The 14,639-nt window shown below is 61.7% G+C and carries 14 protein-coding genes; 7 read left to right on the forward strand and 7 right to left on the reverse strand.

What is annotated here, in order from left to right; all coding sequences use genetic code 11:
* From VTU_RS31965 to VTU_RS0119940, 3 genes are all read right to left on the reverse strand, one after another.
* Nucleotides 1-168 (reverse strand): NAD-binding protein (locus VTU_RS31965; protein WP_010107840.1); only part of this gene is annotated, 168 nt, incomplete at its 3' end.
* 123 nt (nt 169-291) lie between these two features.
* A complete protein-coding gene (locus VTU_RS0119935; RefSeq protein ID WP_040893403.1) occupies nt 292-1,359 on the reverse strand; it encodes a threonine aldolase family protein in 1,068 nt (355 codons plus the stop codon).
* Entirely contained in the window at nt 1,356-2,363 is a 1,008-nt protein-coding gene (locus tag VTU_RS0119940; protein WP_236610811.1) for a Bug family tripartite tricarboxylate transporter substrate binding protein, read from the reverse strand. The genes VTU_RS0119935 and VTU_RS0119940 overlap by 4 nt, the downstream gene beginning before the upstream one ends.
* Before the next feature lie 163 nt (nt 2,364-2,526).
* Between VTU_RS0119940 and VTU_RS0119945 the strand changes: the two genes are divergently transcribed.
* From VTU_RS0119945 to VTU_RS0119970, 6 genes are all read left to right on the forward strand, one after another.
* On the forward strand, nt 2,527-3,405 hold the full coding sequence (locus VTU_RS0119945; protein ID WP_029554587.1) for a LysR family transcriptional regulator: 879 nt from the start codon (nt 2,527-2,529) through the stop codon (nt 3,403-3,405).
* A gap of 132 nt (nt 3,406-3,537) precedes the next feature.
* The gene (locus VTU_RS0119950) at nt 3,538-4,164 is read left to right on the forward strand and encodes a helix-turn-helix transcriptional regulator (protein ID WP_010107850.1); all 627 of its coding nucleotides are present in this window, start codon (nt 3,538-3,540) and stop codon (nt 4,162-4,164) included.
* Nucleotides 4,154-5,131 carry an ornithine cyclodeaminase family protein gene (locus VTU_RS0119955; protein ID WP_010107851.1) on the forward strand — a complete coding sequence of 326 codons (978 nt, stop codon included), beginning with the start codon at nt 4,154-4,156 and terminating at the stop codon, nt 5,129-5,131. Before VTU_RS0119950 ends, VTU_RS0119955 begins: the two co-directional genes overlap by 11 nt.
* A 42-nt stretch (nt 5,132-5,173) precedes the next feature.
* Nucleotides 5,174-6,166 (forward strand): threo-3-hydroxy-L-aspartate ammonia-lyase, encoded by a 993-nt coding sequence (locus VTU_RS0119960; RefSeq protein WP_029554588.1) that lies wholly within the window; start codon nt 5,174-5,176, stop codon nt 6,164-6,166.
* 18 nt (nt 6,167-6,184) lie between these two features.
* The gene (locus VTU_RS0119965; RefSeq protein ID WP_010107853.1) at nt 6,185-7,090 is read left to right on the forward strand and encodes an amino acid ABC transporter substrate-binding protein; all 906 of its coding nucleotides are present in this window, start codon (nt 6,185-6,187) and stop codon (nt 7,088-7,090) included.
* An 89-nt stretch (nt 7,091-7,179) separates the two neighbouring features.
* The gene (locus tag VTU_RS0119970) at nt 7,180-8,103 is read left to right on the forward strand and encodes a LysR family transcriptional regulator (protein ID WP_010107854.1); all 924 of its coding nucleotides are present in this window, start codon (nt 7,180-7,182) and stop codon (nt 8,101-8,103) included.
* 38 nt (nt 8,104-8,141) lie between these two features.
* On the opposite strand, the gene VTU_RS0119975 is transcribed toward VTU_RS0119970, so the two are convergent.
* The 3 genes from VTU_RS0119975 to VTU_RS0119985 all read right to left on the reverse strand — a co-directional run bounded on the left by VTU_RS0119975 (nt 8,142) and on the right by VTU_RS0119985 (nt 11,163).
* Nucleotides 8,142-8,954, reverse strand: a complete 813-nt coding sequence (locus tag VTU_RS0119975) for an enoyl-CoA hydratase (protein WP_010107855.1) — start codon at nt 8,952-8,954, stop codon at nt 8,142-8,144.
* Complete coding sequence (locus VTU_RS0119980) at nt 8,941-9,891, reverse strand: Bug family tripartite tricarboxylate transporter substrate binding protein (protein WP_010107857.1); 951 nt, start codon at nt 9,889-9,891, stop codon at nt 8,941-8,943. Before VTU_RS0119980 ends, VTU_RS0119975 begins: the two co-directional genes overlap by 14 nt.
* 93 nt (nt 9,892-9,984) lie before the next feature.
* A complete protein-coding gene (locus VTU_RS0119985; protein ID WP_010107859.1) occupies nt 9,985-11,163 on the reverse strand; it encodes a CaiB/BaiF CoA transferase family protein in 1,179 nt (392 codons plus the stop codon).
* 217 nt (nt 11,164-11,380) lie between these two features.
* Between VTU_RS0119985 and VTU_RS0119990 the strand changes: the two genes are divergently transcribed.
* Entirely contained in the window at nt 11,381-14,398 is a 3,018-nt protein-coding gene (locus VTU_RS0119990) for a TrlF family AAA-like ATPase (RefSeq protein WP_010107862.1), read from the forward strand.
* Between the two features lie 36 nt (nt 14,399-14,434).
* Here VTU_RS0119990 and VTU_RS28875 read toward each other — a convergent pair.
* A partial coding sequence (locus VTU_RS28875; RefSeq protein ID WP_040893405.1) for an IS4 family transposase occupies nt 14,435-14,639 on the reverse strand: 205 nt, incomplete at its 5' end.

Raw genomic sequence — 14,639 nt, forward strand, 5'->3', positions numbered from 1 at the left:
CCGCAAAGCGGCGCGGACGTGCGGGAGCAGGCGCTCGCGGTGCGCGGCCCGGAACTCGACCCCCGTGACCCGGGCGCCGCCGCGGGCCAGCACCACGGCCACGTCGGCCCCCATGGTGCCGCCGCCCACGATCACGGTGCGCGCGTTGGCGGGTGAAATCGAATTCATGGCGTGTTTCCTGGCTGGCTGGTTTGCGGCGCAGTCCAAGGGGCATGGATTGCGTGGTCCAGCCGTGTTTTTCGATAGGCTGATTGGGTGGTTTTATATTTCATAACTTTTAGGCAAAGATACTTAGGCAATCCGCTCGGCCACAGCCGTGAACCCTGCCAAGGCAAGGTCGATTTCCTCTGCTCCCACATGCCGATGCGTGACGCAGCGTAACCGCTTCCAGCCCCAGGGACGCACCAGAACGCCAAGGCGCCGCAGGGCAGACTCCCATTGCGTCGCATCGAGCCCCGTGGCCCCCACATCGACCTGCACGATGTTGGTTTGAGGCCGCTTGGCGACAAGCCCCGCAATGCGGCCGATGCCCTCTGCAAGCCGCCGGGCAGCGAGGTGGTCGTCCGCCAGTCGCTCCACCATGGTGCTCACGGCCACCAGGCCCGCCGCGGCCGCGATGCCGACCTGGCGCTGGCTGCCGCCCAGCATTTTCCTCAGCGACCTTGCGCGCTGAATGGTTGCAGCCGACCCCGCAAGCACCGCACCCATGGGCGCGCTCAGCCCTTTGGAGAGGCAGAGCGACACCGTATCGGCAAAGGCGCTGATGTCTGCCGCCGCCACGCCCAGGGCGACCGCCGCATTCATCAGGCGCGCACCGTCCAGATGGACGCTGACGCCGACCCGCTTCGACGCCTCGAACGCGGCACGCATATGCTCCAGCGGCAATACCGTACCGCCGGCGTTGTTGTGCGAGGTCTCCAGGCACACCACGCCTGCACGCAGCCTGCCCAGGCCTGGCGCCAGGGCCTCGCCGAGCAGATCAAGGTCCATTGCACCATCGATCCCGGCAATGCTCTCGTAGAAGGCGCCGGTCAGCGCGGCCGCGCCACGTTCGCTCACATAGATGTGCGACGTAGCCTCCGACAGCACCAGTTCCTGGCGTTCCGCCTGCGCGAGTATCGCGAGCAGATTGGCCATCGTCGCGCTGGGAACGTAGAGCGCGGCCTCCTTGCCCAGCAGAGCCGCTGTGGACGATTCCAGCGTTTGCGCGGTCGGGTCCCCGTCGAGTCCGTCGTCTCCCAGTGGGGCGGATGCCATGCGCTCGTACATCGCTGGCGTTGGTCGCGTCACCGTGTCACTGCGCAGGTCCACGGGAGGCTTCCCGGCGGGGTTGGCCACAAGGGTTGCGCCGTGCGTCATTCGGCCGTCGCGCCAGACGCTCTCACGACCCCCGCCCACTTCGTGCGCTCGCTGTTCAGGAAGGCGACGAAAGCCTCCGGTGTGCCCGTGCGTACATATATGCCGCGCGTGGCGAGATTTGCACGCACGTCCGGCGCATTGAGCATGCGATTGATTTCCCTGTTCATAGTCTGGACGATATTTTCGGGTGTCCTTGCAGGCACCACGATGCCGTAGAGCGTGTAGTACTCAAAGCCCTTGAACCCGCTTTCGATGAAAGTAGGCACGTCGGGAAGTGAGGCATCGCGGGTTCCTGAGGTAACTGCCAGCGCGCGCAGCTTGCGGTCCTTGATCAGCGGCAGCGCCGACACCAGGGATGAAATGTAGAAATCGACCTGCCCACCCAGCATGTCGGTCATCGCCGGGCCACCCCCCTTGTAGGGTACGTGCAGGAGGCTGGCACCGGTCGTGACCCGCAGTTGCTCGGCCACCAAATGACCCACCGTGCCGTTGCCCGACGACGCATAGGCCAACTGCCTGGTTTTCGCCCCAGCCAGTAGCGACGCCAGGCTGTTGAAAGGGCTGTCGGCGTTCACGACCAGCACGGATACCCCGGTGCCCACCAGTGCAACGGGCGTGAGGTCCTTGACGGGATCGAAAGTCAGCTTCTTGTAGAGGAACTGGTTGACCGCCAGATTGCTGGTCTCGCCGACCACGGCGGTATACCCGTCCGGCGGCGACTTGGCGCCGAATTCCAGGCCGATGTTGTTCCCCGCGCCGGGCTTTGTGTCGACGATCACCTGCCACTTGGCCTGCTCGCCCAGTTTGGCCGCCAGCAAGCGGGCGACGGCGTCGGTGCCACCGCCCGGGGGGCTGGGCGACACGAGGTGGATGGTCCGCTCGGGAAAGGCCTGTGCATGAGCCACTCCTGCCGCCGCAGCCAGGATGAGGGCGCCTACACGTCGGGTGAGTCCGCGGGCGCGGAAAACAGGGAGCAGCGCGGGAAATGGGCAAACATGGATCACTTGGACAACTCCTGGCCACCGGGGCCATTGGAAGAACCTTGCTGGAATGGCAGGCGCCACCTTGGGATGCGGTCGCGGGCCTCTGCGCCCGGCGCTGGGGAAAATGTCCGCGATGGAGTAGATTAAGTAAATCGAATCTTTGATAGTTGTCGATTGAGGTTTTATGAATCTGGCAATGCTCACCACGTTGCAAGCCATCATCACCCAGGGCAGCTTCGTCGCTGCCGCCCAGAAGGTGGGCTGCACCCCCAGCGCAGTGACCCTGCAGGTGCGCCAGCTCGAAAAGTTCTTTGGCCGCCCGCTGTTCGACCGATCCTCGCGCATCGTCAGGCCCACGCAGCTCGCGTTGGAAGTCGCGGGCGTGGCCAAGGACTATTCAGAACGCTTGGCAGCGCTGCGCACCCACGCCACGTTCAGCGTATCCGGCGTCTTGCGGCTTGGGGCCATTACGAGCATCCAGACGGATGTGTTCCCGCATATTCTCAAGCGCTCCTTCGATGCGCATCCAGCACTGCAATTGCGGATTTCACCCTTGAACGACAGCGAAGATCTGCTGGATGCCCTCAAGGCCGACCGACTGGATGCCGTCATCGTGTCGCGGCCCGACGGCGGCGGCACGCGCCGCCTGCAATGGGCCGATCTGGCCCGGCAGGACTACGTGATGATCGCGCCAGCGGCAACGGCGTCCCTGGTTCCAAGTGCATTGCTTGCCGACTACGGCTGGATCGCCTACGACACGGCGCTGCCCGGAGGTCGCAAGGCTGCGCAGTACGTGCGCCGGTGCTTTCCCACTGCACGCAGCCGCATGGAGATGCGAAGCACGGATGCCATCGTCTCCATGGTGGCGCTGGGCTTGGGTGTGAGCATCCTGCCCCGACCCCGCGCGCCGCTGTTGGATGCCTACGGGGTACAGGTCGTCGCTCTTGGCGACGAAGCGCCCTATCGCCAGATTGCGCTCGCCTGGCGAGAAGCTGATGCGGCCCACCGAAGCATAGCGGCGGTGCTGAACATCGCACGGAGTGCGTTCAATGGGTCGGGATAAGGACTCTGGAACTGCGCGGCTTGACTGGCATATGGCCAGAGCGCGCCCTCTACGGCCACCTGCCGCCCGGCGTCCGAGATCGAACAATCGGCAACGCTTGACACAAAGTCTTATTCTGGATAATCTTTCTGAATGGCAAAACGCACAGCGGAACACCGAGCGCTTCTGGATCAAATTCAGCAGATCGCCGAAGGCATCGGCGCGACCTTTGCTCCTTTTTGCGAGGCGGTGGTCCACGACCTGTTGGACCCGGAGCACGCGATCATTTCAATCCACAACAACCTGTCGGGCAGGGAGGTGGGCGCGCCGGCCACGGAACTGGGTCTGGCGCGCATTTCCGATCCGGAGTACCCGCAGCTGATCGCGAACTACGCCAACCATTTCGCGGACGGACGGCAAGCCAAAAGCACGTCCATCGGGATCAAGGATGCCCACGGCAAGTACATCGCAGCGCTGTGCATGAATGTGGATCTCACCCTGTTTCGCGGTCTGCAAAACGTGCTGGGACAGTTCAGCAGCGTTGAAGGGGCGCCCTTGCAGGAGTCGCTCGACCCGACCGGTGCCGACGAGATTCGGGAACGCATCGACCAGTTCGCGGCGCGACTGGCGACCACACCGCATGCTTTGAAATCGGAAGACCGCAGAGCGTTGATACGCGAGCTCAAGGAGTCGGGCTGCATGGAAATTCGCCGCGCCATGGCGATCGTGGCACGCCACCTTGGCGTTTCGCGTGCAACGGTGTACAGCGATGCGAAGTGACGCGCAGTTGCTCTTGCTCGACAAGGCCCAAGTGCATGCCTTGTTGCAAACCGACGATGTTCTTGACGCCGTGCGAGAAGCCTTCGTCTTGCACAGTCGGCAGGAAGGGCGGGTGTTCCCGGTCATCAGGGAAGCGCTGGGATCGAATGCGGTTTTCGGCATCAAGGCAGGCGACGTTCCCTCCGAAGCGCTGCTCGGCTTCAAGGCCGCCGGATTCTGGCCGGACAACCGCCGGATCGGGGGCGATTCGCACCAGGCCACGATCATCCTGATCGACCCCGCTACCGGACGCCCCGTTTGCATCATCGATGGAAATGCCGTCACGACTTTGCGCACTGGTGCGGCGGGCGCACTCGGTTTGCAGCAGCTGGCACGCGCCGAAAGCACGCGGCTCTGCCTCTTCGGAACAGGCGTGCAGGGACGTATTCAGCTCAAGTTTGCACTGCGCGCCATGCCGAATCTTCGCCATCTGCTCTACGTCAACGCGGCAGGCCGCCCGGATGAAGCGTTCGAAGCCGAATTACGCGGCGAACGCGACATCGACATCGCGCACACGACGGACCGCAATGCCGCCGTGGCCCAAAGCGACGTCGTCATCACGGCAACGTCTGGCAGGAGCGCCCTCTTCGACGCTGACGCAGTTCGGCCTGGAACCCATCTCAACTGCGTTGGTACGGATACGAGGGGGAAGCGGGAACTCCCCATTGGCCTTCTGAACCGCGCTCGTGTCGTCGCGGACGACCGTGTTCAGGCGGCTCAGATCGGAGAAAGCCAGTGGTCGCCTGGCACCGACTGCATGGAACTGGGCGACTTGCTGACCGGAAAGGCGCTGCTTGATCGCCAACCCGGTGACGTCACCGTGTTCGACATGACAGGGCTGGCACTGCAAGACCTGACTGTCGCACGCATGCTGCAAACCAAGGCCGTGAACTGTCATTCCGGAACCCGCGTCGCTTGGCCCTGGTAGCGAATTTCTGACCTCTCCCTCCCTCCACTTCATTGTCCGAGCATGACAGACTTACCCAACTTTGACGACGTCACCGCTGCCGCCCGACGGATCGATGGCCACGCCCATCGAACACCCGTGTTGACCTCCCGCACGATCAACGACGAACTCGGTGCGCAGGTGTTCTTCAAGTGCGAAAACCTGCAACGTGTTGGTGCGTTCAAGTTCCGTGGCGCATTCAATGCCTTGTCAAAGTTCAGCGCTGCGCAGCGACGGGCGGGCGTCGTCGCCTTCTCCTCGGGCAATCACGCCCAGGCCATCGCGCTGTCTGCCAGGATGTTGGACATGCCGGCGACCATCGTCATGCCGCAGGATGCGCCCGCCGCGAAAGTCGCTGCGACGCGTGGCTATGGTGGCCAGGTCATATTCTTCGATCGCTACACGCAGGACCGGGAGCAAATCGGCCGCGATCTGGCCGAGAAGCACGGAATGACGCTCATTCCTTCCTACGACCATCCCGACGTCATCGCGGGCCAGGGAACCGCCGCCAAGGAATTGTTCGAAGAGATCGGCACGCTGGACGCCCTGTTCGTCTGCTTGGGTGGTGGCGGCTTGCTCGGTGGGTCCGCGCTCTCGGCACGTGCACTGTCGCCCGAAACCAAACTGTATGGCGCAGAGCCCGAGGCAGGAAACGACGGACAACGGTCGTTTCGCAGCGGAGCCATCGTGCACATCGATACGCCACAGACCATTGCGGACGGCGCTCAGACGCAGCATCTCGGGAACTACACCTTCCCCATCATCCGCCGAGACGTTGACGACGTGCTCACGGCCACGGACGCGCAACTCGTCGAGTGCATGCGTTTCTTCGCCACCCGGATGAAGTTGATCGTCGAACCGACTGGCTGCCTTGGATTGGCGGCCGCACGCACCATGAAAGATCAACTTCGGGGTCAGCGCGTGGGCGTAATCGTCAGTGGCGGCAATGTGGACGTGGACCAGTTTTGCGCTCTGCTGGCCAGATCAGCGCCGACCGCATCCAAAAACCCTTCTTAACCCCCATTGGAGAGAGTGATGAAAAAACTGTTCCTATCCCTGGCTGCATGCTGTGCAGTCCTTGGCGCGACGTCAGCCGCTCAGGCGTCAGACACGCTGACGAAGATTCGCGAGAGCGGCATCGTCGTGCTTGGCGTGCGCGACGGTGCCCCACCGCTTTCCTACACGAATGGGGGCGACAACTACGCGGGCTATCACGTCGAACTGTGCCAGCGAATCCTTGCCGGCATACAGCGTGACCTCAACCTGCCAAAGTTCACGACCAAGTTCCAGGTGGTCACATCCACCAACCGCATCCCGTTGGTCCAAAACGGCACCGTCGATATCGAATGCGGTACCACGACGAACAACTTGGCGCGGCAAGAGCAAGTTGCGTTTGCATTGACGACCTATGTGACCGAGATCCGGATGGTCGTGAAAGCGATCTCCGGCATCAGCTCGATGAGCCAACTGAAGGGTCGCCCTGTGGCGACAACGGCAGGTTCGACGGGTGGCAAGGCGCTCAGGATCTATCGACGCTCTACAGGACTCGATGTCAACGAGTTGGTATCCAAGGACCATGCCGAGAGCTTTCTGCTGTTGGAAAGTGGACGCGCAGATGCGTTCGTCATTGACGACAACATTGCCGCAGGCAACATCTCGATGGCAAAAAACCCGGATGAGTACAGGTTGACGGGAGAAGTCTTGAGCGTGGAGCCCATTGCATTGATGATGCGCAAGGACGACCCCGGGTTCAAAAAGGCAGTGGACGATCAGATTCGCAAGCTCATGCTCAGCGGTGAATTCGCGAAGCTTTATGACAAGTGGTTCGTCCAACCCATTCCTCCCAAAGGCATTGCCGTCAATTTGCCGATGGGCAGCACGCTGAAAAATCTGATCAGCAGTCCGAATGACAAGGCGGCGGAGACCTACGAGAAGATGTGACGAGCGCACGGCCAAGCGCATCTCCGAGTCGTTGGGAACGGCCACTGTCGATGGCCTGACTACCGATAATGGACAGGAGACAAGACACGATGCGTTACGAACTGACGGACCTGCGGCTTTTCCTGGCGATTGCCCAGGCGAAGAGCCTCTCTACAGGCGCCTGTGCAGTGCACATCACGGCTTCGTCGGCGAGTTACCGACTCAAGAACCTTGAACACGCGCTGGGCACATCCCTGTTCGTGCGCAATGCGCGTGGCATGGAACTGACTCCGGCAGGCGAGGCGGTGCTCGCGCACGTCCGCGAATTGTTCGAGGGGGTCGAGCGCATGCACGAAGATGTGGGTCGGTTCACTTCAGGCCTCAAGGGGCATGTTCGATTGACCGCCAACAGCAGTGCACTGAACGGTTTCATCACCCCAAGTCTGGGGCGTTTTCTGGTTCTCCATCCCCATGTTGACGCAGACATCGAAGAACGCCAAAGCGAAACCATCCCTGCCGCAGTGCTCGCGCGCGAGGCGGACATCGGCATCTTCGCGGGGGAGACGGGCGTTGCCGGGTTGAACCTGCATCGGTACGCTTTGGATCAGCTTGTCATCGCAGTTCCTCCCGCCCATCCCCTTGCGCGAGAGCGCGAGATCAAGCTGGGCGCGGCACTCGATTTTGAGTTCGTGTGCATGAACCGCAGTAGCAGCAACTTCCTGTTCCTGCGAGACATGGCCCAGAAGGCTGGTCGCCAACTGCGCGTGCGCCTGCATACCCACAGTTTCGAGGCCGTGCTGTCACTGGTTGAGGCGGGTGTGGGTGTTGCGTTGCTTCCCCGAAGCGTCATTGCCATAGCGCCCGATGCGCGCGCAATCACCATGCTTGCGCTCGCTGAAACGTGGGCGGCTCGAGAACTGAATCTTGTCGTGCGCGCAGACGCCCGCTTGCCGACGTTTGCGAAGGCGTTCATGCAGTCCCTGCTGGACGATCCCCGTGTGGCGGTCACGCGGGAGCCCCCTGCGTCAGAATAGTTCAGGCCCCCATAGAGAAATAGGTACGACCCCGCTCGTCAGGCTTGCGCAGCGTGCGATGCCGCCTTCTTGTCCACGAATGCTTGCATAAAACGCTGCGGCTCACCCGTCGCAAACGCACTGGCGAACTCGCCGACGCCATTTTCGATCGCCCTATCCAGGGGATCTTGTTTCCATTCCCGCAGCAACCTCTTTTGCTGGCGAAGCACGGACGGTCCATAGGACGCGAATTGGCTTGCTACGCGCGCGACCTCTTGGTCGAGTTCCTCAAGACTGACCACGGTGTCGACCAGGCCCCACGCTGCCGCTTTGGCAGCATCGATGTTGTCCCCGGTCAGCAGCATCCAGTTCGCGCGAGCATTTCCGATGAGGCCAGGCATCAACGCGGCGTGGATGATCGACGGAATGCCGACCTTTACTTCAGGCATCCCGAAATGCGCCTGACTCGCCGCGATCCGGATGTCGCACGCCATCGCAAGCTCAAGTCCGCCGCCCAGGGTCCACCCCGGAATTCTGGCGATGACGGGTGTCGGAAACTGGCGCACGGCTTCGCACAGCTGCCTGAGATTGTCGATGAACAGCTTCGCCGTTACCGTGTCCAGCGCGCCCATCTCCCTGATGTCAGCACCTGCGACGAATGCCTTGTCCCCTGTCCCGCGAAGAACCACGGCGCGCACGCGCGAATCGCCGGCAAGATGGCGCAAGCCATTGATCAGGTCCGTGATGACGGGTGTCCCAAGGATGTTGAGCGACCCCGCTTCGCGAATCGTGAGGGTGGCCACCCCTTGGGGGTCCACGCCGATTGCCGCATGCTGCAGCTTGGGCGCAGCGCCCGTTTCAGAGTTTTTCAAAACCGATCTCCCGGATGATTTTTTTCCAAAGTTCGTTCTGGCTTGCGACGAGTTTTCCGAAATCGGTTCGAGACATGGGACTTGGAATCGCCCCCTGCTTCTCGATGGCGGCGATTACTTCGGGATCCGCGAGCGCTTGGTGCACCGCTTCATTGAGCTGATCGAGAATTTTTGACGGGGTGGCTGCCGGTGCCCCGAGGCCGAACCATGAGGGGTTGTTCATTGCCGGCAGACCCGCCTCCGCATAGGTCGGAACCTGCGGCAAGAACTTCAGCCGCTGCTTGGCCGCGACCGCCAGAGGGCGAATCTGACCCGACTGGATAAGGCCGGCAGAGGAAGGGATGTTGTCGAACACCAGGTTGATCTGCCCTGGGATCAAGTCCGCCAGCGCCGGTCCCAAGCCCTTGTAAGGCACATGCAGCATCCTCGTACCGGTCACGTTCTTGAACAGTTCGCCATTGATGTGGCTGAGTCCGCCGTTGCCGGAGGAACCGAACGCATACCTGTCCGGATGGGCTCTGAGCTCGCTCACCAGTCCTTTCAGGTCATTCGCCGGAAAGCCCGGGTTGACAACCAGCACATTCGGCACGTCGGCGATATTGCTGATCGGCGCAAAGTCCTTGACGGGGTCATACGCCGCCTTGGTGTAGACGTTCGGGTTCACCGCATGTGAACTCTCCACCACCATCACCAGGGTGTAGCCATCAGCGGCTTGCTTGGATGCGTACGCCGCGCCCACCGCTCCGCCAGCACCCGGACGATTCTCCACGACGAATGGCTGCTTCAAAATGGCCCCCAGCTTGGTCCCGATGATGCGGGCCAACAGATCGGTCGTACCGCCTGGCGCGTACGGGACGATGAGTTTCACGGGCCTGTCCGGGTAGTCCTGAGCGAAGGCGGGCGTCGATGCCGCGGTGCAGAGCAGGCCCAACGCCATGAGGCTTCTTCTATTCATGTTGCTGTTCTTTCCTGGTTTCGGTGGCTCGTCCGCGGGGTTGGCGTTCGCTTGCATTGAAGCGAGACCGGAGCATCAGGACCACGACGGCGGCTCCGTCGATGGCGCTGCCAATGAAGGGGGCGCAGCCACCCGCGCACTGGAACGCGTGTGCGGCGACGACAGCATGGGATTGCGGACTGTCCGTATCTGGCCCAAGCCAGGGTGATTCAGCGCCTGGACCATCTGGCGATGCTGGACCTGGGGATCGTTGAACACCTCCTCCAGGCTATTGATCGGACCCCATGGCACACCCGCTTCATCGAACGCGTCGGTCCAGCTGCGGCGTACCCGCGTCTTGAACAGGTTCGCCAGCAGTTCGCGCAACGCGGGAAGATGCGCGATCCGGTTTGAATTGCTCGCAAACCTTTCATCCGTCGCCAGCTCCGGTGCGCCGGCCACCTGGCAGAAGCGCTGAAACTGTGTGTCATTCCCGATCGCCAGAATCACATGCCCGTCGGCGCACTGGAACACCTCGTAGGGCGCACAGTGGGGATGCGCGTTGCCACTGCGCTGAGGATTCACGCCAGAAAGCAAATAGCTGGCGCCCTGATTGGCATTCAGCGCAACGGCCACGTCGAGCAGCGCGATGTCCAGATACTGCCCTTGTCCGGTGCGCTCGCGCTGAAGCAGGGCGGCAAGCACCGCAGATGTGGCATACATCCCGGTCGTCAAATCCACTACGGCAACACCCGTGCGCAGCGGCCCCGAACCAGGGGCGCCATCGGGCTGCCCCGTATAACTCATGAGTCCGCCCATTCCCTGAAATACGTAGTCGTAGCCCGGCTTGTCCGCCATGGGGCCCGTTTGACCGAATCCCGTGATGGCCAGGTAGATCAGCCTTGGATTGATGCGTCGTACGGATTCGTAGTCCAGCCCGTAGCGCGCAAGAGTGCCTACTTTGAAATTCTCGACGAACACGTCAGCGTCTTGAACCAGCGTACGGATCGCCTGCGCACCGGCCTCGCCGGCGAAGTCGATTGCCACGGACCGCTTTCCCCGATTGCAACAACTGAAGTAGGACGACAGCCGCTCGCCGCCCTCCTCCTCTTTGGTATGGAGAGGCCCCCATTGCCGCGTATCGTCGCCACGTCCGGGGTGTTCGACCTTGATGACCTGCGCACCCAGGTCGGCAAGATTCTGGGTACACCAAGGCCCTGCAAGAATCCTCGAAAGATCGAGGACCTTGATGCCGGCAAGCGCCTGATCGAGCATTTCGTCTCCACTTCATGAAAGCAGAGAGCAGTCTATGTACGCGCCCTTCGTGCATCCAGTCGAATGTTTCGAAACGGGGCTTCGGGAAATTCGAACGGCGCGCCTCCACGCCGGAGTACTCTCGAGCTTCCCCCTCGTTCAGACCCATATCTGAATTGGAAAAGACTATGATGCCGGAATTCGTTGGCTTCGGCACACGACTAAATAGAAGGCACACATGGATCAGGGAATCACAACAGTCAATCCGCGCGGCTCTACTTGGCAGCGCTGGGACCCGCATATCCATGCACCAGGCACCGCCCTCAACGACGGCTACGCCGGCGCTGACCCATGGGCGGTTTTCCTCGAGAAAATCGAGAAGAGTGATCCTCCTATCCGCGTGCTGGGCATCACCGACTACTGCGGCATCGACTGCTATGTCAAGACCGTGGAGCGTCAAAAGGGCGGGCACTTGCAGGGCGTCGGACTCATCTTCCCAAACATCGAGTTCCGCCTGTCGATCGAGACCGCGAAAGGCCCTGGCATCAACCTGCACCTGCTGTTTTCGCCCGAGGCCCCGGACCACGCTGACCGCATTCGCGCATTCTTGAGCGGGCTGACCTTTTCCCATCAGCAGGAGAAATTTCGGTGCATACGACCTGATCTCATTCGACTCGGCCGCACGTTCGATGCGGCGCTGACGAACGAAGACTCAGCCTACCGGGAGGGTGTCAACCAATTCAAGGTCCGCCTAGATGCCTTGCAGGACGCCTTCAACGACAGCGCATGGCTGCGTGCAAACTGTCTCGTTGCGGTATCCGGTGGCGGTACCGATGGCACGTCGGGACTGCAGGGCGACGGCGGACAATGGGCGGCAACCCGCAAGAACATCGAGCGGTTTGCGCACATCATCTTCTCGGCCAATCCGAAGCAAGTTGCCTTCTACCTCGGCCGCGGCGCGGCCACGCTTGAAGACATGGAAAAAAAGTGGGGAGGCCGCAAGCCCTGCCTGCATGGATCCGACGCGCATTCCGCAGACCGTGTCGGGCTACCCGACCAGATGCGCCGATGCTGGCTCCACGGCGACCTGACTTTTGAGACGTTGCGCCAAGCAGTAATCGAACCAGAAGGTCGTGTGCACATCGGTGAGGCCCCGCCCCAGGGCGCGCTGCCGGGCAATGCGATCCGATCGGTCCACGTCTCGGACGCGCCCTGGATGAGCCCTGCGCTCGTACCCATCAACGCCGGCATGGTGGCCATCATCGGCGCACGGGGCTCCGGGAAAACAGCTCTAGCCGACTTCATTGCCACCGGCGCCTATGGTGTCTCCGATCGCTTGAATGCGAACTCGTTTCTGCACCGCGCGAAGAAGTTTCTGCGAACAACCCGGGCCGAGCTGCTTTGGGAAAACGACGAGCGCACTGCCAACGAAGTGACCTCTAATGAGCACGAAAACCTCTGGGATGCGGCCCACGTTCAATATCTGTCCCAGCAGTTTGTCGAGCAGCTGTGTTCGTCCGAAGGACTGGAAGATTCTCTGGTGGATGAGATTCAGCGGGTGATTTTCGATGCGCACCCCGAGGAGGATCGTCTGGATGTGGCCGATTTCACCGCACTGCTGACATTGCGAATGCAGGCAGCGCGCGACGCGCGCGATCGGCATCGTCACACACTCGGGCGCGCCACCGACAGCATCAACACGGAGTATGTCAGGAAGGATGGCTTGCCGCAGCTGGAGAAAGATCGCGACGAGACCATCAGGACGCTAACGACGGACCAAGCCAATCGCTCTCAGCTGCTTCCCAAGGGGCAAGACCAGCGCGCAAAGCAACTGGAGGATTTCTCTACGGCGGTGGAAGCGAAGCGGCGAACTCTTGCCGGCGTGCAGGCCCGAGTTCAGGCCTTGGCGAGTTTGCAAACGGATGTGAGCACATTCAGGACGCAGACCGGTTCGGAATGGCTCGTCGATGCCCAGGAGCGGCGCGCCGACGCCGGGCTGTCCAAGGATGACTGGAAACAATTCGAAGTGGATTTCACCGGCGACGTCGATTCGCTGCTACGACAGCGCCTGGAGCGGGCGCGAGCCGAGGCATTGCGGATTCAAGGGATGGCACCCAAGCCGCCCGCTAACGGCGCACCGGCGGTGCCCGATCCAAATGTGCCACTTATCGCGAATGGAACGGACCTGTCCACCCAACCGCTGAACCTGCTGACCCAGGAGCGGGCTCGACTGCAGAAACTTGCGGGGATCGATGAGCAAAACGCTCGCCGCTATCGGTTGCTGACGGAGAAAATCACGCACGCTAACTCGATCCTCCCGAAGCTGAACACGGAGATAGAGCGCGCTAAGAAGGCTGACGAGATGCTTCGGCAGCTCCGGGGTGAGCGCACAGAGGCCTACCGAGGCATCTTCACGGCAATTATTGAGGAAGAGCGCGAACTCTCCCAACTCTACGCCCCGCTCCAAGAGCGCATCGCGGCGGGCTCCCGCGCGGTGAAGAAGCTCTCGTTCTCCGTTCGCAGAGAGGTCAACACCAATGCATGGGCGGAGCACGGCGAGCAACTGCTGGACTTGCGCAAGGGTTCATTCCGTCGTGGCGAACTGCTGAATGCCGCCGAGGATTTGCTGGGCAACGCATGGCGTCGGGGATCGGCTGACGACGCTGCAGTAGCGATGAAAGCTTTCATGGACAGGCATGCGGGGTCGCTGCCACAACAGCGACCCGAGAATATGCCTCGTCTCGAATGGTCCCGCTCCGTGTCTGAGTGGCTGTACAACACCGACCACATTCAAGTGGGCTATGGTCTGCGCTACGAGGATGTTGACATTGAGCGGTTGTCACCGGGCACGCGAGGCATTGTGTTGTTGCTGTTGTACCTTGCCATCGATGCTCACGATGACCGACCACTGATCATCGACCAACCCGAGGAGAACCTGGACCCTCAATCCGTGTTCGAGGAACTGGTGCCGGTGTTCTGTGAGGCAAAGAAGCGGCGCCAGATCATCATCGTGACGCACAACGCCAACTTGGTCGTGAACACCGATGTCGACCAAGTCATCGTAGCCCGCTGCGGTGCGCACCAACCGGACGAATTGCCCAAGATCACGTACGAAAGCGGCGGTCTGGAAAATCCGAAAATCCGCGAGGCAGTGTGTTCCATCCTCGAAGGCGGAGAACGCGCCTTTCAAGAGCGAGCCCGGCGCCTGCGCGTGAATCTCACGGCGCCTGCTCCGACTGTCCGCCGGCCTACATAGCGGCAGATTCGGGGATCCCCGGTTCAGAGCATTTCGTTATACACAGCTCCCCTGAGCCTGAAGCTCGCGACAGAACCTGATGCCAGCGGCAAAGTCAAGAATGCGCTGCATTCCCAGCCAGATGGTCTTGACTCCGGGCTCACCATCGCGCTTTCGCGCAAGAAAGCCCCCCAGCCTGGCAATCAGCCGCACCACCTCGTTGAGCGTGGGCGGCTCCTTGGGCAACTCTTGCTTGTTCAGG

Origin of the sequence: Verminephrobacter aporrectodeae subsp. tuberculatae At4 (genome assembly GCF_000193225.1) — a bacterium.
Taxonomy (GTDB): domain Bacteria; phylum Pseudomonadota; class Gammaproteobacteria; order Burkholderiales; family Burkholderiaceae_C; genus Acidovorax; species Acidovorax aporrectodeae.